Origin of the sequence: Virgibacillus oceani (assembly GCF_041521345.1) — a bacterium.
GTDB lineage: Bacteria > Bacillota > Bacilli > Bacillales > Amphibacillaceae > Virgibacillus_N > Virgibacillus_N oceani_A.
Window position 1 is genome coordinate 92,787 of sequence record NZ_JBGOHB010000005.1, and the last position, 24,547, is coordinate 117,333.

At 40.4% G+C, this 24,547-nt stretch carries 24 protein-coding genes and 1 pseudogene; 23 read left to right on the top strand and 2 right to left on the bottom strand.

The annotated features are described in order from the left end of the window. Nucleotides 1–108: 108 nt before the first annotated feature. The 13 genes and pseudogenes from ACDX78_RS05595 (at nucleotide 109) to ACDX78_RS05655 (ending at nucleotide 10,983) form a co-directional block, all read left to right on the top strand. Nucleotides 109–2,082, top strand: coding sequence for a DHH family phosphoesterase (locus ACDX78_RS05595; RefSeq protein ID WP_486026037.1), 1,974 nt, complete (start codon nucleotides 109–111; stop codon nucleotides 2,080–2,082). After that, nucleotides 2,079–2,528, top strand: coding sequence for a 50S ribosomal protein L9 (rplI, locus tag ACDX78_RS05600; protein ID WP_486026039.1), 450 nt, complete (start codon nucleotides 2,079–2,081; stop codon nucleotides 2,526–2,528). The genes ACDX78_RS05595 and rplI overlap by 4 nt, the downstream gene beginning before the upstream one ends. Nucleotides 2,529–2,788: 260 nt before the next feature. Beyond that, nucleotides 2,789–3,028: a hypothetical protein gene (locus ACDX78_RS05605; protein ID WP_486026040.1), complete on the top strand. Its 240-nt coding sequence runs from the start codon at nucleotides 2,789–2,791 to the stop codon at nucleotides 3,026–3,028. Nucleotide 3,029: 1 nt separating this feature from the next. Then, nucleotides 3,030–3,311 carry a hypothetical protein gene (locus tag ACDX78_RS05610; protein WP_486026041.1) on the top strand — a complete coding sequence of 94 codons (282 nt, stop codon included), beginning with the start codon at nucleotides 3,030–3,032 and terminating at the stop codon, nucleotides 3,309–3,311. Then, a pseudogene (locus tag ACDX78_RS05615) lies at nucleotides 3,262–3,375 on the top strand (hypothetical protein); the annotation flags it as partial. The gene ACDX78_RS05610 and the pseudogene ACDX78_RS05615, both read left to right, overlap by 50 nt. A 96-nt stretch (nucleotides 3,376–3,471) precedes the next feature. Then, nucleotides 3,472–3,675 carry a hypothetical protein gene (locus ACDX78_RS05620; protein ID WP_486026162.1) on the top strand — a complete coding sequence of 68 codons (204 nt, stop codon included), beginning with the start codon at nucleotides 3,472–3,474 and terminating at the stop codon, nucleotides 3,673–3,675. Between the two features lie 419 nt (nucleotides 3,676–4,094). Further along, entirely contained in the window at nucleotides 4,095–5,462 is a 1,368-nt protein-coding gene (gene dnaB / locus ACDX78_RS05625) for a replicative DNA helicase (RefSeq protein ID WP_486026043.1), read from the top strand. A 183-nt stretch (nucleotides 5,463–5,645) separates the two neighbouring features. Continuing rightward, entirely contained in the window at nucleotides 5,646–6,410 is a 765-nt protein-coding gene (locus ACDX78_RS05630) for a Uma2 family endonuclease (protein ID WP_486026045.1), read from the top strand. A 63-nt stretch (nucleotides 6,411–6,473) separates the two neighbouring features. Continuing rightward, nucleotides 6,474–7,085, top strand: a complete 612-nt coding sequence (locus ACDX78_RS05635; protein ID WP_486026158.1) for a TetR/AcrR family transcriptional regulator — start codon at nucleotides 6,474–6,476, stop codon at nucleotides 7,083–7,085. Then, entirely contained in the window at nucleotides 7,082–7,936 is an 855-nt protein-coding gene (locus ACDX78_RS05640) for an ABC transporter ATP-binding protein (protein ID WP_486026047.1), read from the top strand. The genes ACDX78_RS05635 and ACDX78_RS05640 overlap by 4 nt, the downstream gene beginning before the upstream one ends. Continuing rightward, on the top strand, nucleotides 7,933–8,631 hold the full coding sequence (locus ACDX78_RS05645; protein WP_486026048.1) for a fluoroquinolone export ABC transporter permease subunit: 699 nt from the start codon (nucleotides 7,933–7,935) through the stop codon (nucleotides 8,629–8,631). The genes ACDX78_RS05640 and ACDX78_RS05645 overlap by 4 nt, the downstream gene beginning before the upstream one ends. Nucleotides 8,632–8,641: 10 nt before the next feature. Beyond that, entirely contained in the window at nucleotides 8,642–9,367 is a 726-nt protein-coding gene (locus ACDX78_RS05650; protein ID WP_486026050.1) for a hypothetical protein, read from the top strand. Between the two features lie 326 nt (nucleotides 9,368–9,693). Beyond that, on the top strand, nucleotides 9,694–10,983 hold the full coding sequence (locus tag ACDX78_RS05655) for an adenylosuccinate synthase (protein ID WP_486026052.1): 1,290 nt from the start codon (nucleotides 9,694–9,696) through the stop codon (nucleotides 10,981–10,983). Between the two features lie 327 nt (nucleotides 10,984–11,310). On the opposite strand, the gene ACDX78_RS05660 is transcribed toward ACDX78_RS05655, so the two are convergent. Further along, on the bottom strand, nucleotides 11,311–11,739 hold the full coding sequence (locus ACDX78_RS05660) for a hypothetical protein (RefSeq protein ID WP_486026053.1): 429 nt from the start codon (nucleotides 11,737–11,739) through the stop codon (nucleotides 11,311–11,313). Between the two features lie 664 nt (nucleotides 11,740–12,403). Between ACDX78_RS05660 and yycF the strand changes: the two genes are divergently transcribed. The 6 genes from yycF to ACDX78_RS05690 all read left to right on the top strand — a co-directional run bounded on the left by yycF (nucleotide 12,404) and on the right by ACDX78_RS05690 (nucleotide 19,400). Beyond that, nucleotides 12,404–13,108, top strand: a complete 705-nt coding sequence (yycF, locus tag ACDX78_RS05665) for a response regulator YycF (protein WP_486026055.1) — start codon at nucleotides 12,404–12,406, stop codon at nucleotides 13,106–13,108. A 5-nt stretch (nucleotides 13,109–13,113) separates the two neighbouring features. After that, entirely contained in the window at nucleotides 13,114–14,952 is a 1,839-nt protein-coding gene (gene walK / locus ACDX78_RS05670) for a cell wall metabolism sensor histidine kinase WalK (RefSeq protein ID WP_486026056.1), read from the top strand. Continuing rightward, the gene (locus ACDX78_RS05675; RefSeq protein WP_486026058.1) at nucleotides 14,949–16,280 is read left to right on the top strand and encodes a YycH family regulatory protein; all 1,332 of its coding nucleotides are present in this window, start codon (nucleotides 14,949–14,951) and stop codon (nucleotides 16,278–16,280) included. Before walK ends, ACDX78_RS05675 begins: the two co-directional genes overlap by 4 nt. A gap of 2 nt (nucleotides 16,281–16,282) precedes the next feature. Continuing rightward, nucleotides 16,283–17,212, top strand: coding sequence for a two-component system regulatory protein YycI (locus tag ACDX78_RS05680; RefSeq protein ID WP_486026060.1), 930 nt, complete (start codon nucleotides 16,283–16,285; stop codon nucleotides 17,210–17,212). Next, complete coding sequence (locus ACDX78_RS05685) at nucleotides 17,209–17,994, top strand: MBL fold metallo-hydrolase (RefSeq protein WP_486026061.1); 786 nt, start codon at nucleotides 17,209–17,211, stop codon at nucleotides 17,992–17,994. Before ACDX78_RS05680 ends, ACDX78_RS05685 begins: the two co-directional genes overlap by 4 nt. Before the next feature lie 188 nt (nucleotides 17,995–18,182). Then, the gene (locus ACDX78_RS05690) at nucleotides 18,183–19,400 is read left to right on the top strand and encodes a S1C family serine protease (protein ID WP_486026062.1); all 1,218 of its coding nucleotides are present in this window, start codon (nucleotides 18,183–18,185) and stop codon (nucleotides 19,398–19,400) included. A 358-nt stretch (nucleotides 19,401–19,758) separates the two neighbouring features. On the opposite strand, the gene ACDX78_RS05695 is transcribed toward ACDX78_RS05690, so the two are convergent. Continuing rightward, nucleotides 19,759–20,151: a DoxX family protein gene (locus tag ACDX78_RS05695; protein ID WP_486026064.1), complete on the bottom strand. Its 393-nt coding sequence runs from the start codon at nucleotides 20,149–20,151 to the stop codon at nucleotides 19,759–19,761. 248 nt (nucleotides 20,152–20,399) lie between these two features. Here ACDX78_RS05695 and ACDX78_RS05700 point away from each other — a divergent pair, with 248 nt between their 5' ends. From ACDX78_RS05700 to ACDX78_RS05715, 4 genes are all read left to right on the top strand, one after another. Further along, nucleotides 20,400–22,115, top strand: coding sequence for an ABC transporter ATP-binding protein (locus ACDX78_RS05700; RefSeq protein WP_486026065.1), 1,716 nt, complete (start codon nucleotides 20,400–20,402; stop codon nucleotides 22,113–22,115). Between the two features lie 126 nt (nucleotides 22,116–22,241). Next, nucleotides 22,242–22,463 (top strand): MerR family transcriptional regulator, encoded by a 222-nt coding sequence (locus ACDX78_RS05705; protein ID WP_486026067.1) that lies wholly within the window; start codon nucleotides 22,242–22,244, stop codon nucleotides 22,461–22,463. 490 nt (nucleotides 22,464–22,953) lie between these two features. Then, nucleotides 22,954–23,250, top strand: a complete 297-nt coding sequence (locus ACDX78_RS05710) for a 4a-hydroxytetrahydrobiopterin dehydratase (RefSeq protein WP_486026069.1) — start codon at nucleotides 22,954–22,956, stop codon at nucleotides 23,248–23,250. Between the two features lie 667 nt (nucleotides 23,251–23,917). Next, nucleotides 23,918–24,508: a TasA family protein gene (locus ACDX78_RS05715; protein ID WP_486026071.1), complete on the top strand. Its 591-nt coding sequence runs from the start codon at nucleotides 23,918–23,920 to the stop codon at nucleotides 24,506–24,508. Nucleotides 24,509–24,547 lie beyond the last annotated feature (39 nt).

Here is a 24,547-nt window from a genome sequence, read left to right on the forward strand (position 1 = left end):
AATGATTTCTAGCCCGTGCTGGTGCAGGGATTTTCTTGCCTTATGAAAAAGGGAACAGCAAAGTCAAGCCGGATTTGTAATTATACCCGTTAGTAGGAGCTGAAGGCTATGGCGGATGTACAAAAAAAATCAAGATTTAGCAGCCATTTATGGATCATTTATTTATTATCTATCATTTTGCTTGCAGTTATCTGGTATTTCCAATGGGTGCTGGGTCTTATCATGACTGTTTTACTCGGCGTATCCTTTTATTACAGTGTGCGAAAGGAAAAAAACTTACAAAGTGAAGCGGAAAGGTATATTACCACGCTTTCCCACCGGATTAAAAAAGTCGGTGAGGAAGCACTGCTGGAAATGCCGTTTGGTATTATATTATATAATGAAGAATACAAGATCGAGTGGACGAATCCATATATGAGTGAGTTCAGCGAGGATGAAAATCTTGTTGGGAATTCGTTGAATGATCTATCTAAGAACCTTATTCCGATGATTAAGGAAAATAAAGAGGAATTATGGTTCAGCATGGAGAATCATGATTTTTTGACCGTAGTAAGAAAAGATGAGCGTCTGCTGTATGTATTTGATCGGACGGCGCAATCGGAATTACAAGAATTGTACCGTAATGAACAGACGGTTTTAGCTATTATATTTCTGGATAATTATGAAGAAATTACCCAGAACATGGATGATACACATAAGAGTCAGCTTAACTCGCAAGTTACTGCCAAATTAAATGAATGGTCAAAAAACCATGGCCTCTACTTAAAACGTACGTCACAGGAACGGTTTTTAGCAGTAGGCACGGAAGAAATATTGCAGAAACTGGAAAAATCAAAGTTCGATATTTTGGATGAAGTCCGCAGCTTGGATGTGGAGCAGGGAAATCCGGTTACTTTGAGTATTGGCGTTGGCTCCGGGGAGGAGACCCTGCCCGCACTTGGTGAACTTGCACAATCAAGTCTTGATTTGGCGTTGGGTCGTGGTGGTGACCAGGTTGCCATTAAAGATGTGCAAGGAAAAGTTCGATTTTACGGCGGGAAAACAAATCCGATGGAAAAACGAACGCGGGTCCGTGCCAGAGTGATTTCCCATGCGTTGAGAGATCTTGTTAGAGCGAGTGATAATGTGATTATTATGGGCCATAAATCGCCTGACATGGATTCGCTCGGTGCAGCTATAGGGATATTGAATATTGCCCACGCCAATAAGGTGGATGGCTATATTGTATTTGATGAGGATGATGTTGATACAGGGGTTTACCGGCTCGTTGAAGCGATAAAAGGGGACGAGGAATTATGGCAGCATTTTATCCCGCCGGATGAAGCTGAAGAGAAAACAGGATCGAGAAGCCTTGTAGTTATTGTGGATACCCACAAACCATCGATGGTAGCAACGGATCGTATTTTGAAGTTAACCGACCATAAAGTGGTTATTGACCACCATAGAAGATCGGAGGAATTTGTAGAGAATCCGACCTTGGTTTATATGGAACCATACGCCTCTTCTACAGCTGAACTTGTTACCGAGCTTTTAGAGTATCAGCCAAAAACGAAAAAGCTGAGAATGCTGGAAGCTACGGCACTATTGTCTGGCATTATCGTTGATACGAAGAGTTTTACATTACGCACGGGCTCCCGTACATTTGATGCTGCCTCTTATTTGCGTTCCAAAGGGGCAGACACAGTGCTTGTTCAGCGGTTCATGAAAGAAGACATTGATATTTATGTGAAACGAAGCAAGCTGATTGAAAGAACAGAAATCTATCGGGAAAGCATTGCGATTTCTGCAGCGGAAAGTGGTATTACCTATGGTCCTGTTGTCATTGCTCAAGCGGCAGATACTTTGCTGACGATGAGCGGCGTGAGTGCTTCCTTCGTTATCTCCGAACGGGAAGATGGCAGAATTGGTATTAGCGCAAGGTCTTTAGGTGACATCAATGTACAGGTGATTATGGAAAGAATGGATGGCGGTGGTCATTTGACCAACGCTGCCACCCAAATAGAAGATACAACCATATCAGATGCAGAAAAGCTGTTAAAAGATATTTTAACCGAGTATTTTGAAGGGAGAGAAGAAGCGTGAAAGTAATTTTTCTAAAAGATGTGAAAGGAAAAGGGAGTAAAGGTGATGTCAAAAATGTTTCAGACGGATATGCACGAAATTACCTTTTGAAAAATAATCTCGCCCAGGAAGCAACAGCTGGAAATTTGAAGGCTTTAGAGTTAAAGAAAAAGAAAAATGAACAGATGGAGCAGGAAGAAAAGGAAGAGGCAATGAATCTGAAGGATACACTAGCTGATTTAACAGTAGAAATGAAGGCAAAATCCGGAGGCAGCGGCAGGCTGTTCGGTTCGATCACAAACAAGCAGATTGCAGAGGCATTAAATAAGCAGCATGGCTATAAAATTGATAAGCGAAAACTTGAATTGGATCAGCCGATCCGGGAATTGGGATATACTACAGTACCGGTAAAACTCCATCCGGAGGTTTCAGGTTCTGTGAAAGTGCATGTGACGGAGCAGAAGTAAGATAAGAGATACAGGACTCACTTTAGGGTGAGTCTTATTTGCCTTGTAATTTCCAGCAGGAGGTTGAAACAGTCTCCAAATTACTATTAAAAATTTAAAATACTAAAATAAGCTCTTATAAAAAAATTCAGATATCTATTCAAATAGGAAATAGAATAGGGTATACTCTAAGTAGAACAAAGGTTTGAAAAGGGTGAGGGAATGAAGATAACAAGGGGAATTCCTATTTTAATTGAGAAAGATAACAAAAATTTACTTTGATGGCTGTGTTTTCTTCAGCAATAAGGTATGCTTTTAATCGCTTATTAGAAGGTGAAACAAAAAGTAACTTGATTAAAAAGGTAAATGTTAATTTTGACCTGAATAAACGATATGCCGAAGATGCTGTACTGTTTGCACAAGGTATTATTAGCAGCCAAAAAGAGTTGTTACCTTCACTCATCGAAAATATTCAAAAGAAGATAGAAAAAACGGACAATATCTTGTGCTATTACTTATGATATGGAAACATCCGGTTGCGAACTAAAATTCAAAGAAAAAACCACTTCTGACATTGTTGCTGGCATTGATGTCAACATTGACAGGGTAGCTGTTTCCATTGTGAGTAAACAAGGAAATCTTCTTGATCATAAAATCTTTTATTTTCACGAAATGGAATATGTTTCATCGAATAAAAGAGATAACATTGCTGGAGAACTGGCTAAAGAAATGATGGATTACATGCTTTCATGGAATGCTGGAGCAAATTGTTTTAGAAGATATCACGTTAAAACAAGACCATGATACAAACAAAAATTTCAACCGGTTGACCCAAACATTCGCAAAAAACAAACTTCAAAAAGCAATAAACTCTCGTGCTTTGAGGAATGGATTTCAAATAAATGAGGTAAACCCAGTCTATACTTCTGTTATAAGGCGATTTAAATATAATAAAGAATATGGCATGTCTGAACATGAGGCAGCTTCGTTTGTTATTGCAAGAAGGGGAATGGATTTTGAAGAAAAGATTCCGAAAGAACTGCTGGACGAACTTCGGACTTTGGTAACACCACATTTGATTAACATGCTTGGGCCGAAAAAATCAAAATATGGAAAGCAGAGACGGAAACGGCTAGGATTATATCTAAAAAACATTGATGAATTTTAGAAAACTTGGCATTTGCCAAGCCCTTGGGCAAATGCCTTAGTTGCACTTATGCAGTTAAGAAATTAATTTTATAATTTCTTAACTGCCAAAAACAACCACCAATGGAAATTATGGAATGTAGTCCACAAAACATTAAAAATAACAAATCAGGAATTACAACTGAAGGAGGTGTAATCCTGGTACTAAAACCACTTGCAGCAGACTGAACAGTGGAAGGAATGGTTTGCTGTGAGCATGCTGGCTCTAATAGAGTGTCGCGGGGAGTCTTGGACAACAGGTTCATGACAGAGGTTAACCCCTCTCCTGACGAAACGACGTTAGAATCGTCGCGGAAGTCCTCTTACCTGGTTCGGGGGCGAAAATATACTATTGAAACTAAAATATAGTTTTTTGTAGGTTTTAGTAACCAGGAGACAACGATGAGTGAGGCCTGGAATGACCGTATACCGCCCCATAATATTGAAGCAGAGCAATCCGTGATTGGTGCTATTTTTTTGGATCCGGAATCTTTTTCAACTGCCTCGGAGGTGCTGATGCCGGAAGATTTTTTCCGTGCAGGGCACCAACGTATTTTCAATGCGATGGTGCATCTTGCAGACAAGGGGGAACCCATTGACCTTGTTACGGTGACTTCTTTTTTGCACAATCGAAAAGAGCTGGATGAAGCCGGCGGGGTTTCTTATCTTTCCGATGTGGCAGGAAGTGTGCCAACCGCTGCAAACATTGGCTATTACAGTAAAATTGTTGAAGAAAAAGGCATGCTTCGCCGATTGATTCGTACGGCTACGGATATTGTTACTTCCGGTTTTGAGCGGGAAGATGAAGTGGAAGAAGTTTTAAATGAAGCAGAAAAAAACATCCTTGAGGTTTCTTCCAGACAAAATACCGGTGCTTTTAAGTCAATCAAGGATGTTTTAATTGAAGTATACGATGATATAGAGATGCTGCATAATCAAAGTGCGGATGTAACTGGGGTTGCCAGCGGCTTCCGAGACCTAGACCGATTAACCTCCGGATTTCAGCGAAATGATTTAATCATTGTGGCAGCGCGTCCGTCTGTTGGTAAGACAGCATTTGCACTGAATGTGGCGCAAAATGTGGCTGTGAATACGGATGAAAATGTAGCGATATTCAGCTTAGAAATGGGTGCTGAGCAGCTTGTTTCCCGGATGCTTTGTGCGGAGGGAAATATTGACGCGCAAAGACTAAGGAATGGACAGCTTCAGTCAGATGACTGGAGTAAGCTGACAATGGCGATGGGAAGTTTGTCCAATGCAGGTATTTTTATCGATGATTCTCCGGGTATTCGCGTTGCGGAAATCCGCTCCAAGTGTCGCCGTCTGAAGCAGGAGCACGGCCTGGGCATGATTCTCATAGATTACTTGCAGCTTATTCAGGGAAGTGCGAATTCCAGGGAAAACAGGCAGCAGGAAGTTTCCGAAATTTCCCGTTCATTGAAAGCTTTGGCCCGTGAACTGAATGTACCGTTAATTGCTTTGTCCCAGCTTTCCCGTGGTGTGGAATCCCGACAGGACAAGCGTCCAATGATGTCGGATTTACGGGAATCGGGAAGTATAGAGCAGGATGCGGATATCGTCGGGTTCTTATACCGGGATGATTATTATGACACAGAGTCGGAGAAGCAAAATATTATCGAAATTATTATTTCCAAGCAGCGTAATGGTCCGGTTGGGTCCGTGGAGCTTGCATTTGTGAAGGAATATAATAAGTTCGTAGACTTGGATCACAGGTATCAAGAGAGTGATGTGCCGCCTGTGCCGGTGTAGAAGTTAGTAGAACTGCGGATCAGGGGTGGTGTCCTGGTTCGTGGTTTTTTGTTAGATTCGAATATAATTGCAAATAAATATGACTTAATAAGTAAAGGAAAGCACTTTCATTTAACTGAAATGAGGGATATTCATATGCTACCGTAAGGGAAAAAGAAATATACATATGCAGAATATACTGTTATGGAGGATAATGTGATTTATGAGGTGATTAGCGGCAAAATAATTAGCATGTCACCATCTCCGACAGAGAAACACCAGGATGTTAGTGGTGAATTGTCAGCAGAGTTAAAAATGTTTTTGCATGGTGAAGATTGTAAGTCATATTCTGCTCCGATGGATGTTTGCCTGTTTGCAGATAACGAAACAGCCGAGAAAGATATTCAGGACTGGGTTCAGCCTGATATATTTGCAGTATATGATGCTGATAAAATTACGGAAAAGAAAATAACTGGAGCTCCGGATTTTATAATAGGAGTACTCTCTCCTTCCACTGCGAGTAATGATTGCTGGATTAAATACAACAGCTATGAAAAAGCAGGCGTGAAAGAGTATTGGATCGTGGGTCCGATGAACATGACGGTGGAGGTTAATAAACTGGAAAAAGGCTCTTATAAACAGACAGGAGTTTATGATCAAAACGATGAAATATCACCAGGCATTTTTCCAGAGCTGAAAATAGAATTAAATGATGGATTTTGTTTTGCAAGAACTTTACTTCATCGATTATATTTCTTCATTCATGGCTATCTCCCTTTCCGAAGTTTCCTAGGTACCACGTCATATTTGTTTATTCTCCCATCATTCAAATCAGTATCTAGCATTGTAACCTTTCAAAGTCTTTCCAGTGCAATTGTCCACTATATATTCATGCTTAATCTCCTCCTGTTTCATTTAACAGTAAATATACATACAAGCATTTTATATTTTCTTTTACATTTCCCGTAATTAGGTTTATAATCTTATGTGAATAAAAAATAATATAATTCATATGTTCAAGAAGGTGTGGAAATGGTTAAAGGTTTTAGTAAACATGAGAAGCAAATAATCTATAGCAAATTAATTCTAGAAGGAAAAAAATTGTTTAGTGTTTTTGGGCTTAAGAAAACTAGCATTTCTCAGCTTACGAAGGCTGTTGGGATTGCGCAAGGGACGTTTTATCAGTTTTTCGCATCCAAGGAAGAGTTGTTTTTTGACATTTTAGAGGACGAGGAAAAGGAAATAAAGCAGAAATTGCTGGACAAAATTGGTGAAGAGCCAATGACACGTCAGGCTTTTAAGGACATGCTTTTATTCGGGATCTCAATGATCGATCAACATCCAATTATTAAAAGCCTTTTTCAAGAAGAGAGTATGGAACATCTAGTAAGAAAGTTACCTCCAGAAAGAATCCAGCAGCATCTTGAAAAGGATGAATTTGTACTGTCTCCATTGTTAATAAAATGGCAAAGGAGTAATGTGTTAGTAGACAAGGACCCAGCTATTATCACAGGTGCGATTCGAGGCTTTTTCATGATGCTACTTCACAAACAGGAAATCGGTGAGGAAGTTTACCCAGATGTTGTTGATTTACTTGCCGAGTGTTTATCGGCGGGATTAGTTAGAGAGGGAAACGACAGATGATTAGTGTGAATAACCTTGTTTATCGCTATCCAAGTAAAAAGGAAGATAGTATTAAAGATATATCGTTTACTGTGAACAAAGGGGAAATTTTTGGCTTCCTTGGTCCTTCTGGTGCCGGAAAGAGTACGACTCAGAAAATCCTTATAGGTATTTTAAAAGGGTACAAGGGAAGTGTGATGATTGATGGATGTGAATTAAAGTCACTTGATTCTTCCTATTATGAACGGATTGGTGTTGGGTTTGAATTTCCGAATTTTTATCAGAAGTTTTCTGGGTTGGAGAACTTAAAGTTTTTTAGTCGGCTATACGAAAATGCTACCCAGGATCTGATGCAGTTGTTAGAAAGTGTTGGTTTGAAGGAAGCTGCTGATGTAAAGTTTGGCAATTATTCAAAAGGGATGAAGACGCGCTTGAATTTTTGTCGTGTCTTACTAAATAACCCAGACATTATGTTTCTCGACGAGCCAACGTCAGGTTTAGATCCAGTGAACGCAAAGAAGCTAAGGGAACTTATACAAGCAGAGAAAGACAAGGGGAAGACGATTATTATCACCACTCACAATATGCTGACTGCCGAGGAACTTTGTGACCGTGTTGCCTTTATCGTCGATGGAAACATATCTTTAATTGATTCTCCTAAACATTTAAAGGTAGCAAACGGGAAAAAAGAGTTAAACGTTGAGTACCGTGATAGAGAATCCGTTAAGAATGAGGTGTTCTCACTGCAACGTTTAGATGAGAATGCTAGATTCCAGGAGATTCTAAAAGTTTATGAGATTATTACGATGCACACAAAGGAAGCAACCCTAGAGGATATTTTTATTCAAACGACAGGTAGGAAGCTTATATGAGAGTAGTCGAATTGTTCCAGATGGATGTAAAATTTCAATTGCGCCATGGATTTTATTATGCTTATGCACTTGTTACTATTTTTTACATTGGCGTACTCTTACTCATCCCAGAAGCCTATGTACAAACGGCTTCAATTCTAATTGTGTTCACTGACCCATCAGTTTTAGGCTTCTTCTTTGTTGGTGGACTCGTCCTGCTTGAGCGCGATCAATCGATTTTCAGTACATTATACGTCACACCATTGAAGATTCACGAGTATTTAATTAGTAAAGTAATGTCGTTAACGCTTCTCGCAGCAGTTACTAGCATAGTTTTATTTGTCGTAATTCATCAATTTTCGTTTCATGTAGTACCGTTTCTACTTGCGGTCATACTTTGTTCAATGTTTTTTACGTTGTTAGGTATTAACTTGGCTGTTCGGGTAAAGTCAGTCAATGCGTTTCTATATACGTCCCCACTTTATGTGATTGTGTTTTTTTTGCCATTAGTCGATTATATTGGGATTTACGATACACCTATTTTTTTCATTTTGCCAACACAGGCAATTATGCTCTTGATGGAAGGTGCGTTTAGAGGAGTATCGATTGGAATATACCTGTACTCTGTTGTTATATTAGCTGTTTGGATTGGTCTAGTGTACCTATGGACGTACCGATCATTTCAACAATTTTTAAAAGATAATTGCTTTACTTAGGGGGAAGCATATGATTAAAAAGGTTGTCGTACTATCGATCGGCGATTGGAAGAATATTCGCAGGGATCCGTTACTCATTTTTTCGATGTTCGGAATTTTACTATTGGCTTCACTTGTTCGATTTGGTCTACCAAAGCTCGATAAACTGATTGATACACATACAACTTTTGAATTAACACAACATTTCCCTCTAATTGTTGGCTTGGTGTTACTGATGACACCACTGATGATTGGCATGCTATATGGATTTGTCATATTAGATGAACGAGATGAGGGCGTGTTACTTTATTATGCTGTAACTCCGTTAACGAAGGTTGGTTATCTCTTTTGCAGGTTACTACTACCGATGATCATAACATTCTTTCTATCTTTCATCGTCATCCTGATTCAAGGGGTGGTCGAATGGCAGATCATTATGTTTGTTCCGATTGCACTATTACTAGCACTGCAAACACCACTGATTACGATGCTGATGGCTAGTCTTGCTTCTAATAAAGTGGAGGGTTTAGCCCTTGCCAAAGTGATTAATCTGTCTATGCTGGCGCCATTGATTGATTATGCAATTACAAATCCACTGGCAAAAGTGATGATGATTTTGCCGATGTATTGGCCGGCATATACGTTTATCTTAATAAGTCATAATGATGATTGGATTCATGCTTTCCTGATAGGTAAGATTATTACGATTGGGTGGCTTATCCTGTTGAATCAAATATTTCAAAGAAAGATAGGGTAATGGAGTTAAGAATTATTATTGTTGGTTTTATATAAAAGATAAGGGAGCTCCTAGAGTTCCTTTGTTCCAGTAAAAGCCTTATTACTTTATGTAAAAATCATTTATTAATAATTGGTATTTGGAATATATAGTGGAGTTATAGATTGATTAAACCATACTATAATCAAATTCTTTTAAAAAAGAACTTGAAAAACATAGACCGACATTTAACCGAACGATATACGAATTTCATTTAATAACGTTCGTGTTTCGCATTGACTATTACCATTAATATTGGTAAACTTACTCATGTAATTAATAAAACGTGAATCAGTGGAGGTGCGCAAATGTCCTCAGTAGTAGTTGTTGGAACGCAATGGGGAGATGAAGGAAAAGGGAAAATTACCGATTTCCTATCACAGAATGCCGAAGTTGTTGCCCGCTATCAAGGGGGAAACAACGCAGGACATACGATAAAATTTGATAACATAACGTATAAATTACATTTAATTCCATCGGGGATATTTTTTGATGATAAAATTTGTGTCTTGGGAAATGGTATGGTGATCGATCCGAAAGCGTTTATGGAGGAGATTGCTTATTTGCATGAACGCAACATTTCTACGGATAATCTGCGGATCAGCAACAGGGCACATGTGATTTTGCCATACCATTTAAAGCTGGATATTTTGCAGGAAGAGGAAAAAGGGATTAATAAAATTGGTACCACAAAAAAAGGTATCGGGCCTGCTTATATGGATAAGGCTGCCCGGACTGGAATCCGGATTGCCGATTTGATGGATAAAGAGGAATTTCGCACGAAGCTGGAGCAAAATTTAAAAGAGAAAAATCGCCTGTTTGAAAAAGTTTATGAGTGCGACCTAATACAAGTGGAAGATATTTTAGAGGAGTATTATGAATATGGTCAGCAAATGAAGAAATATGTCTGTGATACATCCGTTGTGCTGAATGATGCAATTGATAAAGGACGTCGTGTTCTGTTTGAAGGGGCACAGGGCGTGATGCTGGACATTGACCAGGGAACGTATCCGTTTGTGACGTCGTCCAATCCGGTCGCGGGTGGTGTCACCATTGGTTCCGGTGTCGGTCCGTCCAAAATCAATCATGTAGTTGGTGTATCCAAAGCATATACAACCCGCGTTGGCGATGGTCCGTTTCCGACAGAGTTGCATGATGAAATCGGGGATCAAATCCGGGAAGTCGGCAAGGAATACGGTACAACAACAGGAAGACCGCGCCGTGTCGGTTGGTTTGACAGTGTTGTTGTGCGTCATGCACGCCGTGTGAGTGGTATTACCGATTTATCGCTAAATTCTCTTGATGTATTGACGGGAATCGAAACTTTGAAAATCTGCGTAGCTTACCGTTATAAAGGGGAAGTCATCAATGAATTTCCTGCAAGTTTAAAAGCATTAGCTGAATGTGAGCCAGTATATGAGGAAATGCCAGGCTGGACAGAGGATATAACCGGTGTCAAAAGTCTGCATAAACTGCCTGCGAATGCCCGGCATTATCTGGAGCGGATTTCTCAGTTGACTGAAATTCCATTATCGATTTTTTCTGTAGGGCCGGATCGTTCGCAGACAAATGTGGTGAGAAGTGTATATGGACCGTAAACAAATAGAAGTCGCCTCGTTATGAGGTGGCTTCTATTTTTGTTAGATTTATTATTTGAGTGGGGAGCTGGAATAGGGACTTTTAAGCTAACGGGTTCTTATCTATCGTAAACACTAAAAATGTAAGTTGAGGCTGGGACAGAACCATTTTAGCAAACGAAAATCCGAACAACATTAATATTATGACCCGCTTCGGAAATATACTTCGCTTTCCGTGGGAGGCTCACCAGCCACCCGCGCAAAAGCGAGGGGTATCTCCGCAGCGGCGGATAGAGAGTTAGACCGCATTTTACCATCATTTGGGACGAGATACCTCCTGACTATTCATTATCGCATTGAAAAGCCGTTGATTTTAAATTCCAGGCCATCCTTTTGAAATGTAAATGTATTGGCTAATTCCTGATCATGGTGTTGTCCCTCAACAACTAACTTATATTGATAAAAACTGCGAGTAACATCTTTGATTTCAACTTGTTCTAATACACTGAACGTTGGGTAGATTTCCATTGCAGAATAAGCTTCAGCTAAACCTTTGACTACGGCTTCTTCAGCAAGTTCCGCACGTTCCTCGCCACGAAGTTCCGTATTGGAAAGTTGCTGGTAGATTTCAATTTTTTCAAGTCCAGCTTGTTTCAAATAATTATCAGTATAAAAATACGGTGTGAAAAACTCATGTGCGAAGAAAAGAATGAGTAGTAAACTCATGATTAATTCGACAGGAAACTTCAGATGAAATGATGCCATCCATTTATTCAACTTTTTCACCATCCATATGATAATCACAATAGCCAGAGCATAAATGATAAGCTGAATGGCATTATGAATGTACAGAAATTCCACGTGATTGAAAAATATATAAATCAAAAAAGCAGCTACTAAAGTTAAAAAGGAGCTCCTAACAAATTCGCGCAAAAAACCACCCTTTCTATGTTCGCTCAATACGCCCTCGTTGGTTCAACTTGCTTTATGTAGTATCCAAAAAAGTCACAATTAACACACTTATTTTAACATAAAATTGCTTTTTCTCGAAAAGTATTTCTCTATGGTGCTGGTAGAATGAATACTATTTCCATTCCCTGCGCAGCTCGTGCTCCCTTTTGATTTCTTCATTGGTTTACGCACACTCCCTATCCAAGAGATACCTTGAGGTGAAAAAGGCCAATTTTTTTAAGTTAAACCTTACAATCCGATCGCCAAAGTTCAGAAATGGGTCGATGTACCTGTCCCCTTGTGCAAACAATTTACCGTCAACTACAGACATTTTCCTGAAAGTAAGATAAAATAGAACAAAGTGTATTTTTATGAAATTTGCACTCTGTTGCTTCATATGTTTAAAGTGGATACAATGAATGATAACTATATTAAATCTACACATACATGATATAAATACTTCGTAACTATAGAAAAGGATGTGGCAGTAATGGCTCAGAAAATCTTAGTAGTCGATGATGAACAGCCAATTGCAGATATTTTACAATTTAATCTTGAGAAAGAAGGATACCAGGTAGTCGTGGCGCATGATGGAGATAAGGCAATTGAGATGGCGGCGGAAGAAGAGCCGGAACTCATTTTGCTGGACATTATGCTGCCGGGCAAAGATGGTAATGAAGTGTGCCGGGAAATCCGTAAAACACAAACGATGCCGATTATTATGCTGACGGCAAAGGATTCGGAAATTGATAAAGTACTTGGGCTGGAGCTTGGGGCGGATGATTATGTTACCAAGCCGTTCAGCAATCGTGAATTAATTGCCAGGGTGAAGGCAAATATGCGCAGACAGCAGGTGGACCCGGAAGATAACGTGAAAACGACAAAGGATATAGAAATCGGATCCCTCGCTATTCACCCGGATGCATATGTTGCTTCCAGGGATGGTGTGCAGGTTGAGCTGACACACCGGGAGTTTGAACTATTGCATTATTTAGCACGTCATATGGGACAAGTCATGACAAGGGAGCATTTGCTTGAAACCGTGTGGGGCTATGATTATTTTGGGGACGTACGTACCGTGGATGTTACCGTTAGACGGTTAAGGGAAAAAATTGAGGAAAACCCAAGCAATCCTACATGGATTGTTACCCGCCGCGGGGTGGGCTATTATTTACGTAATCCTGACCGGGAGTAGGTTTAATGAAAAAAGTAGGCTTCTTTCGCTCTATACAACTGAAGTTTATCCTTATCTTCATTCTTTTGTTACTGGTTGCCTTCCAGGTGATTGGCTCGTTTTTTACAAATGAACTGGAACGGGATCTGATAGATAATTTCCAAGGATCTGTCAATGACCGTGTGGAACTGATCAGCTATAATCTGGAGCAGGCTTTTGACAGAGAACGTGATGAGGAAGATGAAGATGAACCAACCTTATCCCAGGAAGCGCAAAGCATCATTTCGGATGTTGGCTCCAATATTGTGACGAACATCCAGGTGATTAACAATCAGAGCCGGATTATCGCAACCAATGATTTTACTGCCAGGGAGGATATAGGAAAAAAAACAACGCTGGATATGATCCAGCAGGCGTTGTTTTTTGACTCCCATCAGCAGAGAACAATGTATGACCAAGAAACGGGAAATCCAGTATATGTGATTGCCCAGCCTCTTTTTAATGATGAAGAGAATGTAGTTGGTGTCGTTTATGCGGAAGCTTCCCAGGAGGACGCGTACGAACAGCTGCAAAATATTAATGAAATCTTCTTCAATGGATCGGTGCTTGCCATTACGGTAGCTGCTTTTATCGGGATACTGGTGGCCCGGACGGTCACCAAGCCGATCAGTGAAATGCAAAGACAGGCACAAACGATGGCAAGAGGAGACTTTACACAGAAAGTAAATGTGTATGGAAAAGACGAAATCGGTCAGCTGGCAGAAACGTTTAATGACTTAAACAGCAGACTGAAGCATTCCTATGCAACAATTGAAGAGGAACGGAGAAAACTGAGTTCGGTATTATCCAATATGTCGGATGGCGTTATTGCTACTGATAGCAGTGGGGCTGTTACCTTAGTGAATGAAGCAGCCGGCAAGGAAATTGGCAGAAATCCGGAAAGTCTCATCGGCGAATGTTTACTGGATGTATTACAGCTGGAAGAAAAAGTGGTGGATATCTCCGGCTTGCAGGAAAACGGTTCGATGATCATCGATTTCAGTAATGACACACAGACCTTTATTGTCCGGGCCAACTTTTCCACCGTCTTGGATGACCAAGAGGAAGTGACTGGATTTATTACCGTGCTTAGTGATGTGACGGAGCAGGAAAAGATTGAAGCGGAGCGCAGGGAATTCGTATCGAATGTTTCCCATGAGCTACGTACCCCATTAACTACATTGAAAAGTTATATAGAAGCCTTGAATGATGGCGCGTGGGAGGATAAGGAAATTGCACCGAAGTTTTTGAAAGTGACGCAAAATGAAACTGATCGTATGATCCGCATGGTGAATGATCTGCTGCAGCTTTCAAAAATGGATGCTAATGAATATCAACTGCAAAAAGAACGCACTGAGTTTACCGCGTATTTTCATGAGGTTATTGACCGTTTTGATATGAATGTACCGGAGCATGTTACACTGAAACGCGAGATACCAAAAAAAGGGAAATATTTCGTGTGGCTGGATACAGATAAAATGACGCAAGTGCTGGATAATATTATTTCCAATGCCATTAAATATTCTCCTGAAGGGGGAACGATCCGCTTGAAGGCAGAGCGGGAAAGACATCATATTTTAATCAGTATTCAGGATCAGGGACTTGGGATTCCTTATGATAAGCTGGAAAAAGTATTTGAGCGTTTTTACAGGGCAGATAAAGCACGCAATCGAAAGCTTGGTGGAACCGGACTGGGACTTGCTATTTCCAAAGAACTCATAGAGGCACATCATGGAAGTGTTTGGGCCGAGAGTAAGGAAGGCAAAGGAACGACGGTTTACCTTACATTGCCGCTGATGAATCAGAAGCGGAGGGGTGCTTCATGAAGTTCGAAACAGTAAAGACATTTATTTTAATTATATTGATCGGAACCAGCCTCCTTCTAACATTTGCGCTTTGGACATACCAGCCGAATAATAAACCACTAAATAGTGATGAACTGGTAAATGAAGTAAATATTGGAGGAATGGAAGAAAGACGCAACACGATGGTTCAGCCAAATGCGATTGTTTTCCATTACTATGACGAATACTATGGTTTTGAAGATCCAGCCTCCCAGCATGAATTATTCAGTGAAATGCAGTCATGGGAGATGGACAGTTTCGAAGTTGACGAGGCGGATTCGGACAGAACACCGGAGGATTATGAAGTGGAACTGCTTTTCCCTGAGGATATTCCCATGGAAATGGTGACGCTTATTTTTTCTACCGGAGAAAATAGTGAGGATATGCCAAGCTGGTCGTTTAACAGGATGTATGTCACGTTTGATCAAAGTTCCCAAGTGCTGGAGGTGACAATTCCATCCATAGATGAACGGAGTGAGGCACGGGCGGTGATCACGAATAATGATCACTATAATGAATTATTTTCACACCTCACTACCCAGGGAGAATTGGCTGAACTGTTGGTCATAAATGAAGCGGAAAATCCGGTTTATTTTCCAAAGGAAATAGATCCATTGACCCGCCACTCGCTGTCCGTGATTCATACTTCAGCTGATATGCTGGTGAATGCTTTATTTTCAAGACCATCTATTGTCAGCAGGACTGGTTCTCCGAATATGAATTCCGGCGGAGTTTATTTCACAGATGGGTTTCGCGAGTTAACTGTTGATCCGGGAGATACAGCAATGGAATTCTTCAATCCAGCCGCAAGTGAGTATCCGCGCATGGGCATGGCACAGTTAATGAGAACCAGTATACAACATGTAAATGATCATATGGGGTGGACAGGAGAATACAACCTGCAGGAAATGGATCAGGCACGTAATCAAATCACTTATCAAATGTATTATGAAGGTTATCCGGTATTTAATAATTTTCAAATGACCAATATTGTGCAGGAATGGCGCGATCAAAGTTCTTTATACCGGTATGAACGGCCACTTTTCCGTTTGAATAATTCAATTGGAACAGAAGAGATGGAAATCTTATCGGGCGAAGGGTTATATAACTTTTTACTTGATGAGGAGGAATCAGATTATAACCTGGAGGATATTACCGATATCAGGATAGGCTATGATTTAACTTACCATGATCCGGATTTAAATGATTATGTCACACTCGAGCCGAGTTGGTTTATGGAATATAATAATTCCTGGCAGAAGATCCAGTTTAAAACGAATGATGACTCACCTATTCAGGGAGGGAGTTAGGAATGCAATGGAGTAAAATAAAAACTTTATTTATCCTAAGTTTCCTCGTGCTTAATATTTACTTGCTGATTCAGTATATAGATAAGCAGGACAGACAGGATTTCGTCGAACTCAACTATCAGGATACACCACTTGAAGAGCAGCTAGAATCGGAAAATATAACAATTGAGGATGTAGATGTTGATGTAAGTGAAGATACGTATATTTCCGTTTCCCAGCACATATTTACAGATGCTGAAAAGGAAGAATTAGCGGATTTAAGTGATCAAACGCCGGTGATTTTTGACGACAGTTTTATTGTTTCAGCAGTGGATGATCCAATTGCCATTCCGGAAACAGCCACCCCAGAAAATATCAATAATATCGTTAGAAACCATATTGTTTTTCCGGAATCTTACAGTTTCGGAGAGTGGAATGAAGAAATGAACGTACTTTTGTTTTTTCAGGAAACAAGGGACAGGCCGATTTACTTTAATGCTTACGCGCTGCTGATGGTTTATCTGAATGAGGAGAATGAAATGGTTTATTATACACAGTCGATGCTCGGTGAACCAGAGCCACAGGAAGATTTAAAATCATTAATACAGCCCATACAGGCGCTTGGGACGCTATACGATCGAAATCATCTCTACCCCGATGACGTGGTAAACCCGGTAGAACTTGGCTATCACACAAGGATCCCGCTTGCAAATGGGGAACAAGTTTTTGCTCCAAGCTACCATATATCGGTGAATGACGAGCGCAGTTATTTTGTCAATGCGATTGAAGGACAGACTTTTCCAAGTGAAGAAGCGGAATTTATTCTGGAAATGCTGGATTTAACTAACAGGGTCATCGAGCAGTTGGATGATGATCATGAATGGAAAGAGGATATGCAGGATCATCTGAATGGTATGCGGGAAAATGAAGATAATCGGAGTGACATGGAATGACATTACGTTTTAGCGTACTGGCATCAGGCAGTACAGGAAATGCATTTTATATTGAATCAAAACAGACGAAACTTTTAGTGGATGCAGGTTTAAGCGGTAAACAGATGGATCGGTTATTTAATGAAATTGAAGTCGATCCGCGAGAGCTGTCGGGTATTTTAGTAACCCATGAGCATAGTGATCATATTAAGGGGCTGGGTATCATTGCGCGGAAATATAATCTGCCAATCTATGCAAATGAGAAAACGTGGCGTTCGATGGAAAATGCTATAGGTAAAATCACCACGGATCAAAAATTTTTGTTTGAATTGGAAGAAGTGAAAACTTTTAATGACTTGGATGTCACCTCATTCGGTGTTTCCCATGATGCTGTAGAGCCGATGTTTTATACATTTCATCATGAAGGAAAAAAGGTCGCGCTTGTGACAGATCTTGGTTATGTTTCTGAACGGATTAAAAAGATGGTGGAAGAAGCGGATGCCTATATTTTTGAGGCCAATCATGATGTGGAAATGCTCAGAATGGGCAGGTATCCATGGAATGTGAAGCGACGCATTCTCGGAGATTCTGGCCATGTGTCCAATGAAGACGCTGGTCTGGCATTGGCGGATATAATCGGCAATAATACGAACCGCATTTATTTGGCGCATTTAAGCCAGGATAACAATATGAAGGATCTGGCGCGCATGTCCGTGGACAGTATTTTGAAAGAAAGAGGAATTACACTTGATTTAAAGGATACAGATCCGAATAACCCGACCCCCCTGTACGAGGTAAGCTAGTATTTGGTTGTTTATTTCGCCGTAAAATAAGGAATAACTAAAGAGAATGGGGTAAAATAAGATATAGATAAACTTTGTAATGGAATAAGTTTTTTTAAATTATAGAGACTATTTTTCAGTACATTTTACTTATTTGCAGTAAAGCAATTTTCTCAAATTACGGAGAGATAAAAAGGGGTTGAATATGTATGGGTTACTATGATCAGAATTACCCGCCTAATCCGCACCGGAAGAAACGTAAAGAGCGTTTAGTCCCAGTACTGCTCGGTATTATTATCGGGATTCTGCTTGTCACTTTCGTGGTCCCTGCTTTTTTAGAGTCCGGAAATTTTACGCAGGATAATGCAGAAGAATCGCCGCAAATAGCTGGCGATGAGAAGGAAAGTGAACAGGAAGGAACGATTAATACATCCGTCAATGTGGATGTTTCCACACAAATCACCGAAATTGTAGAGGAAGTCTCCCCTGCCGTCGTCGGTATTATTAATATTCAGCAGCGCATGGATTTCTGGCAGGAAGGAGATAGTGCCCAAGCCGGTGAGGGATCCGGTGTCATTTATAAAGTTGACGGTGATACCGCCTATGTTGTAACGAATCAACATGTTATAGAAGGTGCTGATGAGGTCGAAATCGTATTATACGATGAAACACATATCGAAGCCGAATTGATCGGTGGAGATTTGTTTTCCGATTTGGCAGTGTTAGAAATTGACGCCGCGCATGTCGATCATGTGATTGACATTGGATCTTCTTCCGATATAAAAGTAGGAGAGCCGGCAATCGCGATTGGAAACCCACTTGGATTGATGTTTTCCGGTTCAGTGACACAGGGAGTGATCAGTGGAACGGAACGAACGATTCCACAGGATTTTAACCAGGACGGACGTGCCGACTGGCAAGCTGAAGTAATCCAGACGGATGCTGCAATTAATCCTGGAAATAGCGGCGGGGCACTGATCAATATGTATGGCCAGCTGATTGGCATCAATTCCATGAAAATTAATCAGGCTGCAGTTGAAGGTATTGGTTTTGCCATACCTGTGGATAGTGCCATTCCGATTATGGAAGAACTGGAAGCAACCGGTGAAGTGATCCGTCCATATCTCGGCGTGGAAATTTATTCATTGGATGAAGTGCCGCAATCTGAATGGAGATCAACGCTGAATCTGCCGGAAGAAGTAGAAGGCGGCGTGTATATTTGGAGTGTAGAGCGCTTATCCCCAGCTGACCAGGCAGGTCTGGAACGATTGGACGTCATTACGGAAATGGACGGAGAGCCTGTCCATAATATGATTGATTTGCGACAAGTTTTGTATCAGGAAAAAGAAATAGGGGAAGAAGTATCCATTACCTTTTACAGGGATGGCGAACAACAGCAAACAACGTTGGAGTTGGGAAGCCAGTAACGGTGTAGGAAGTAAGAGACCAGCATTTCGGAATGGCCGAAAGTTTGGCTTATTGTAGAGCTTTCGTTGTAATAAAAAGCTATTTGCTAACAAGTGCAAATAGCTTTTTTGGGTTTTAGATCTGTGTTTTGACTGCGAGGGGAGGTTGTCCACAAGAAAAGGTGATTTATACACAAATAGTGGGTAAGCAATCTGGACTTATTCAATATATGGTGGAGAAATTATGTTCTATGTCAATATAGCTACGAACATTTGTGCATATGTGTGTAAAAATGTGGATAAGTATGCTGTTTTTAGACTTGTTATCAGCTTATCCACCTCATTTTCCATAGATATTCACAATTGCTGTGGGTAATATTTAATGGTTTTCTGAACCATAGCGTCCCCGGTGCTGCCAAATAAGCAATAATAAAATAAGCATGACGATATCAAGCCGTGCTTCAAAGGCAAATTTCAGCATCCCTTCATTAAGAAGAATGGGGATTTTTGTAACGTACAATGCCCCTAACATGATCAGAATCAATGGAGGCAAGGCCAGTCTTAAATACATACGGCCGGCAATTAGCATTCCACAGCCCAGCTCGGTAATTGCAACGAGAAATAAAGTCGTCTCAGGGAAGGGAAGCCCGAGTTGAAAGAACATGCCTTTAAAACTGCCATCTAAAAATTTTAAAATAGCAGAAGCAATAAAAACATAACCTACCGCGTAACAAATCCATGCTTCCATGGATAAATTCATTTTCCATTTCATCCGTTTCCACCTCCTGTCCTAAGGCTTGATCAGCATCTGCCTATTCCCGCCTTGATTTCATGTATATGCATTAAGTGAGGCAACCTTGACAAGCTTTTTAAAAGAAGTGGTTAGCCTGGAAGAAAGTTTGGTTATAATCGGCTTGGTATATTGCCAAGTCGTGAAATTATGTCTATAATTTTCTTTGGGCTTTCATACTTTGGAAACCCTCATAATAGAAGTGAATTCAAGAAAAGGAAGTGCAACTGGTGATAAGACGATTTTTTTCTTACTACAAGCCGCATCACCGCTTGTTTATCATTGATTTTACCGCAGCTGTTATAGTGGCTATATTGGAGCTTTTCTTTCCTGTAGCTGTACAGTGGTTTATTGATGAATTATTGCCGGGTGATAACTGGGGGCTGATCGTAACGGTCAGTATTTTGTTATTGCTTGTTTATATAATAAGTACATTATTGCAATATGTTGTGACTTACTTGGGGCATAAGCTCGGGGTCAATATTGAAACAGATATGGGCCAGGAACTCTTCCATCATGTGCAGAGGCAGTCGTTTCGATTTTTTGATAATACAAAAACAGGCCATATAATGAGCCGGATTACCAATGATTTATTTGATATCGGCGAGGTTGCCCACCACGGGCCGGAAGATTTTTTCATTGCGATCATGACTTTCGTCGGTGCATTTATGATCATGTTTACGATTAATCTGGAACTGGCGCTGATCATTTTATTTTCTGTGCCGATTCTTATTTTTCTCATCGCATTCAGTAATATTAAGATGAATAAAGCATGGAAAAAGATGTATGAAGATATTGCTGCGGTAAATGCACGTGTGGAGGACGCAGTTTCCGGTGTACGTGTTGTGCAGTCTTTTACCAATGAAGCATTTGAAATGGATCGCTTCACCAAAGATAATTACAGTTTCCGTAAAGCAAAAGTTGGCGCCTATAAGGTAATGGCGCTTGTGAACTCGAGTATCTATATGGTAATGCGTTTAATTACATTAATCGTCCTGGTCGTCGGAACTTGGTTTACATTTAATGACCAGATGCAAATGGGTGAGCTGGTCTTCTTCGTATTGATGGTGAATGTGCTGACGAGTCCGATTCAAAAAATCAGTGCCCTTTTGGAGATGTACCCAAAAGGAATGGCTGGATTCAAGCGATTTACGGAACTTTTGGATGTGGAGCCGGATGTAGAGAACCTGCCGGACGCCCAAGAAGTGGATGTGCTAAAAGGAAATATTGCTTTTCATGATGTGACCTTTGTGTATGAAAAAACGCAAAAACCTGTACTGAATGATTTGAGCTTTCGTCTTCGTGCCGGAGAAACGGTTGCATTTGTCGGGCCTTCAGGTGCCGGGAAGACAACGATATCGTCATTGATCCCGCGGTTTTATGATGTGGATGAAGGGGCTATTACGATAGACGGTATGGATATACGGGGTATGACAAAGGAATCGCTTCGCAGCCAGATAGGGATTGTGCAGCAGGATGTGTTTTTATTTACAGGTACGCTGCGGGAAAATATTGCTTATGGAAAGCTCGATGCGACGAAGGAGGAAATTGAGCAAGCTGCACGGCAGGCGCATATGGTGGAGTTTATTAACGAGCTGCCAGATGGCTATGAGACACAGGTTGGTGAGCGGGGACTCAAACTTTCAGGCGGACAGAAGCAGCGGATTGCCATCGCCCGGATGTTTTTAAAAAATCCGCCGATCCTTATACTGGATGAGGCAACTTCAGCACTTGATACGGAAACAGAGAAGATCATTCAAAAAGCGCTGACAGAGCTGTCGAAAGACCGGACAACCCTGGTCATTGCCCACCGGTTAACGACGATTAAAAATGCGGATCGTATTATGGTGGTGACAAAGGAAGGAATTGAAGAAGAAGGTACACATGAGGAATTATTGCAACATAATGGGATTTTTGCCAATTTGCACCGGGTGCAGAAAAACTAGGTTTGGTAATGGGTAAGAAGAATAGAGAAAATGTGAGGCAGTCTGCAAACAAATTGTGGATGCCTCTCTTTTTGCTTACGTTAAAAACAAGATTTGTATTAGTGAGATTTGTTTTAAGAGATTGCAGTGAAATCCAAAGTTCATAATAAACTTAAAAAGTGCAAGTTGGAAAGCGTCTCCTATTTTCTCTCGACCTTATCGAACAATCTTCTGCAGACAGTACGAAATGAAGAGACCAATTATCGTATGTATTCAGAAGATCAAGTTCCCATTGTCAAGCTGATTGCCAGTCTTCGTACAGCAACTATACCTATTCGTGACATTCAACTTTATTTAAAAAGTAGATGAAAATAGGCAGGAGCAGATGAAACAGGAGTGGATTTAGACGATAAAAGAAAATCAAAGAAGCTGGAAATCAGTCTTCGCTATTTGGAGAGTGATCAGGGAGAAGAAGAGTTTTATATGTTCGAGAAATCTTTCGAGAACGTAATTTGGTTTAAGGCAGAATCTTCTTTACGCCAATTCTGAAATGAAGAACAAAAGCGCAAGCGCCCGTTAAGCGATCTGCGGACTGCGCCTGGCCATAGCAGGTGGATCAGTGTTGCCCTGTAAAGGGACGGTTTTAACTGAATAATTCTTCCAAAGGAGATAAAGGAAACATGCCCCTTCATAGGGGTATGCAGGCGTTGAGCTCAACGCCTGGTTTCAGCCGGTCATCCAACATGACAATAGAGTAAAATACTAACAAGTTAACCACAACCTCCTGTGCATAAGTTGTGAATAAGTAATAAAAACGTTACACTGAAACAAATGAAATTAGCGAAGGAGGAAAGGTTTCATGGAACGCTTATCGGAAGAAGCAATTAACAAAGAACTAAATGACCTCCCGGAATGGAAACGGCTGGATGAAAAGTGGATTGAACGGAAGTATCGGTTTAAGGACTATTTGAATGGGGTTGGGTTTGTAAATCAAGTAGCGGCATATGCGGAAAATAAAAAGCATCATCCCTTTATCTCGATTAATTATAAAATGGTAAAGCTGAAAATATCGTCGTGGCAGGCAAAGGGTTTGACGTCTCTTGATTTTGAGATGGTGAAAACTTTTGATGCAATGTATGAGGAGGCGGAAAAATAGTAGAATGCGAATAAACAAAGGAAGCTTTGGCAGACCTCGGGTGGTTCATTGAAGGGAAAAACCAGAATAACGCCCTTGATTGAACACTCTGTTGTCAGTTAGATAGAAATGCGTAAAGCCAAAACATAAAATACGCAAACTGGGACAATAGGCCTATAGGGCAAAAAAACTGCGCCTAAAGATATATAATAAAATGAATATAAATGCTGAATAAAGGTAGAACGGCCTGTTCTATCTTTTATTTTTGCTGATTAAATCTATCAAAACAGGAAGAAGGAATCATTTTTAATAGAAAAGTGTAAATTTTCTCCCCAATGATTGTAAAGCCTCAGGTGTAAGTATTCCTTTTGTATTAACGGTTTCATCAATTTTTTAAATTGACTCTCCGTCTATATACCCAAGCTTAAAAGCGAGTAAAAGCAGACCTTTTCTACCAATTATCTTTTAAGGGATTTTTTTCGACATAATTCGACACCATTGTCGTTTATTCTTCTGTATACTTCTCCATACAACACGGGGATGTTTCAAACGGTAATCAGCAAACGGGAGGTGAAGTTAAGTAAGCGCTTGCAAAATTTGTTCATAGGTGTTCTGAGAGGGGAATCAGTGGCAGATTTCAAACAAATTTTTTGCTACTGAAAAAAGTTATAAAAGGGGAGGAAGCATGTTGAATATTAAAAAGAAATTAGGCTTAAGTATAGCTTCAGCAGCACTCGGAATTTCATTAATCGGGGGAGGAACCTTTGCTTATTTCAGTGATGAAGAAGTAACGAATAACAGCTTTGCTGCCGGTACGCTGGATTTATCGGTTGATCCGATGGCAATTATCAATTTGGATAATTTAAAACCGGGGGATTCGATGGTTCGGGAATTCTCATTATCAAATGATGGCAGTTTGGAAATAGAAAATGTCTTTTTAGATACGGATTATACCGTTGTAGATGAAGGCAGCAACAACACAGATGATTTTGGAAATCATATCCAGGTGAATTTCCTGTGGAACTGGGATCAGGAAAGTGAACCTATCTTTGAAACTACATTATATGACTTAAAGGAGATGGATCCGGATGTGGTGAAACGGGATATTTGGGATCCGCTCTGGGAGGAAAGAGGCGGCCTGGACACAGGTGAGACACATGATTTCTGGGTGGAGTTTGAGTTCATCGATAATGATGAAGATCAGAACATGTTCCAGGGAGATGCTCTCGAGTTGGAGTGGACCTTTAATGCCACCCAGGGAGATGGAGAAGATCTATAAATAGTAGTTTTATAAATTCATAAGGAGGATGAATGAGAT

Bases quoted from the DNA above. Each gene is read 5' to 3' on its own strand.
- ACDX78_RS05640 (WP_486026047.1), top strand. From the start codon at position 7,082: ATGATTAGTGTGAATAACCTTGTTTATCGCTATCCAAGTAAAAAGGAA.
- ACDX78_RS05605 (WP_486026040.1), top strand. From the start codon at position 2,789: ATGGCTGTGTTTTCTTCAGCAATAAGGTATGCTTTTAATCGCTTATTA.
- ACDX78_RS05690 (WP_486026062.1), top strand. From the start codon at position 18,183: ATGGGTTACTATGATCAGAATTACCCGCCTAATCCGCACCGGAAGAAA.
- ACDX78_RS05595 (WP_486026037.1), top strand. From the start codon at position 109: ATGGCGGATGTACAAAAAAAATCAAGATTTAGCAGCCATTTATGGATC.
- dnaB (WP_486026043.1), top strand. From the start codon at position 4,095: ATGAGTGAGGCCTGGAATGACCGTATACCGCCCCATAATATTGAAGCA.
- ACDX78_RS05630 (WP_486026045.1), top strand. From the start codon at position 5,646: ATGGAGGATAATGTGATTTATGAGGTGATTAGCGGCAAAATAATTAGC.
- ACDX78_RS05695 (WP_486026064.1), bottom strand. From the start codon at position 20,151: ATGAAATGGAAAATGAATTTATCCATGGAAGCATGGATTTGTTACGCG.
- ACDX78_RS05675 (WP_486026058.1), top strand. From the start codon at position 14,949: ATGAAGTTCGAAACAGTAAAGACATTTATTTTAATTATATTGATCGGA.
- walK (WP_486026056.1), top strand. From the start codon at position 13,114: ATGAAAAAAGTAGGCTTCTTTCGCTCTATACAACTGAAGTTTATCCTT.
- ACDX78_RS05635 (WP_486026158.1), top strand. From the start codon at position 6,474: ATGGTTAAAGGTTTTAGTAAACATGAGAAGCAAATAATCTATAGCAAA.
- yycF (WP_486026055.1), top strand. From the start codon at position 12,404: ATGGCTCAGAAAATCTTAGTAGTCGATGATGAACAGCCAATTGCAGAT.
- ACDX78_RS05685 (WP_486026061.1), top strand. From the start codon at position 17,209: ATGACATTACGTTTTAGCGTACTGGCATCAGGCAGTACAGGAAATGCA.
- ACDX78_RS05610 (WP_486026041.1), top strand. From the start codon at position 3,030: ATGGAAACATCCGGTTGCGAACTAAAATTCAAAGAAAAAACCACTTCT.
- ACDX78_RS05650 (WP_486026050.1), top strand. From the start codon at position 8,642: ATGATTAAAAAGGTTGTCGTACTATCGATCGGCGATTGGAAGAATATT.
- ACDX78_RS05645 (WP_486026048.1), top strand. From the start codon at position 7,933: ATGAGAGTAGTCGAATTGTTCCAGATGGATGTAAAATTTCAATTGCGC.
- ACDX78_RS05680 (WP_486026060.1), top strand. From the start codon at position 16,283: ATGCAATGGAGTAAAATAAAAACTTTATTTATCCTAAGTTTCCTCGTG.
- ACDX78_RS05710 (WP_486026069.1), top strand. From the start codon at position 22,954: ATGGAACGCTTATCGGAAGAAGCAATTAACAAAGAACTAAATGACCTC.
- ACDX78_RS05620 (WP_486026162.1), top strand. From the start codon at position 3,472: ATGTCTGAACATGAGGCAGCTTCGTTTGTTATTGCAAGAAGGGGAATG.
- ACDX78_RS05655 (WP_486026052.1), top strand. From the start codon at position 9,694: ATGTCCTCAGTAGTAGTTGTTGGAACGCAATGGGGAGATGAAGGAAAA.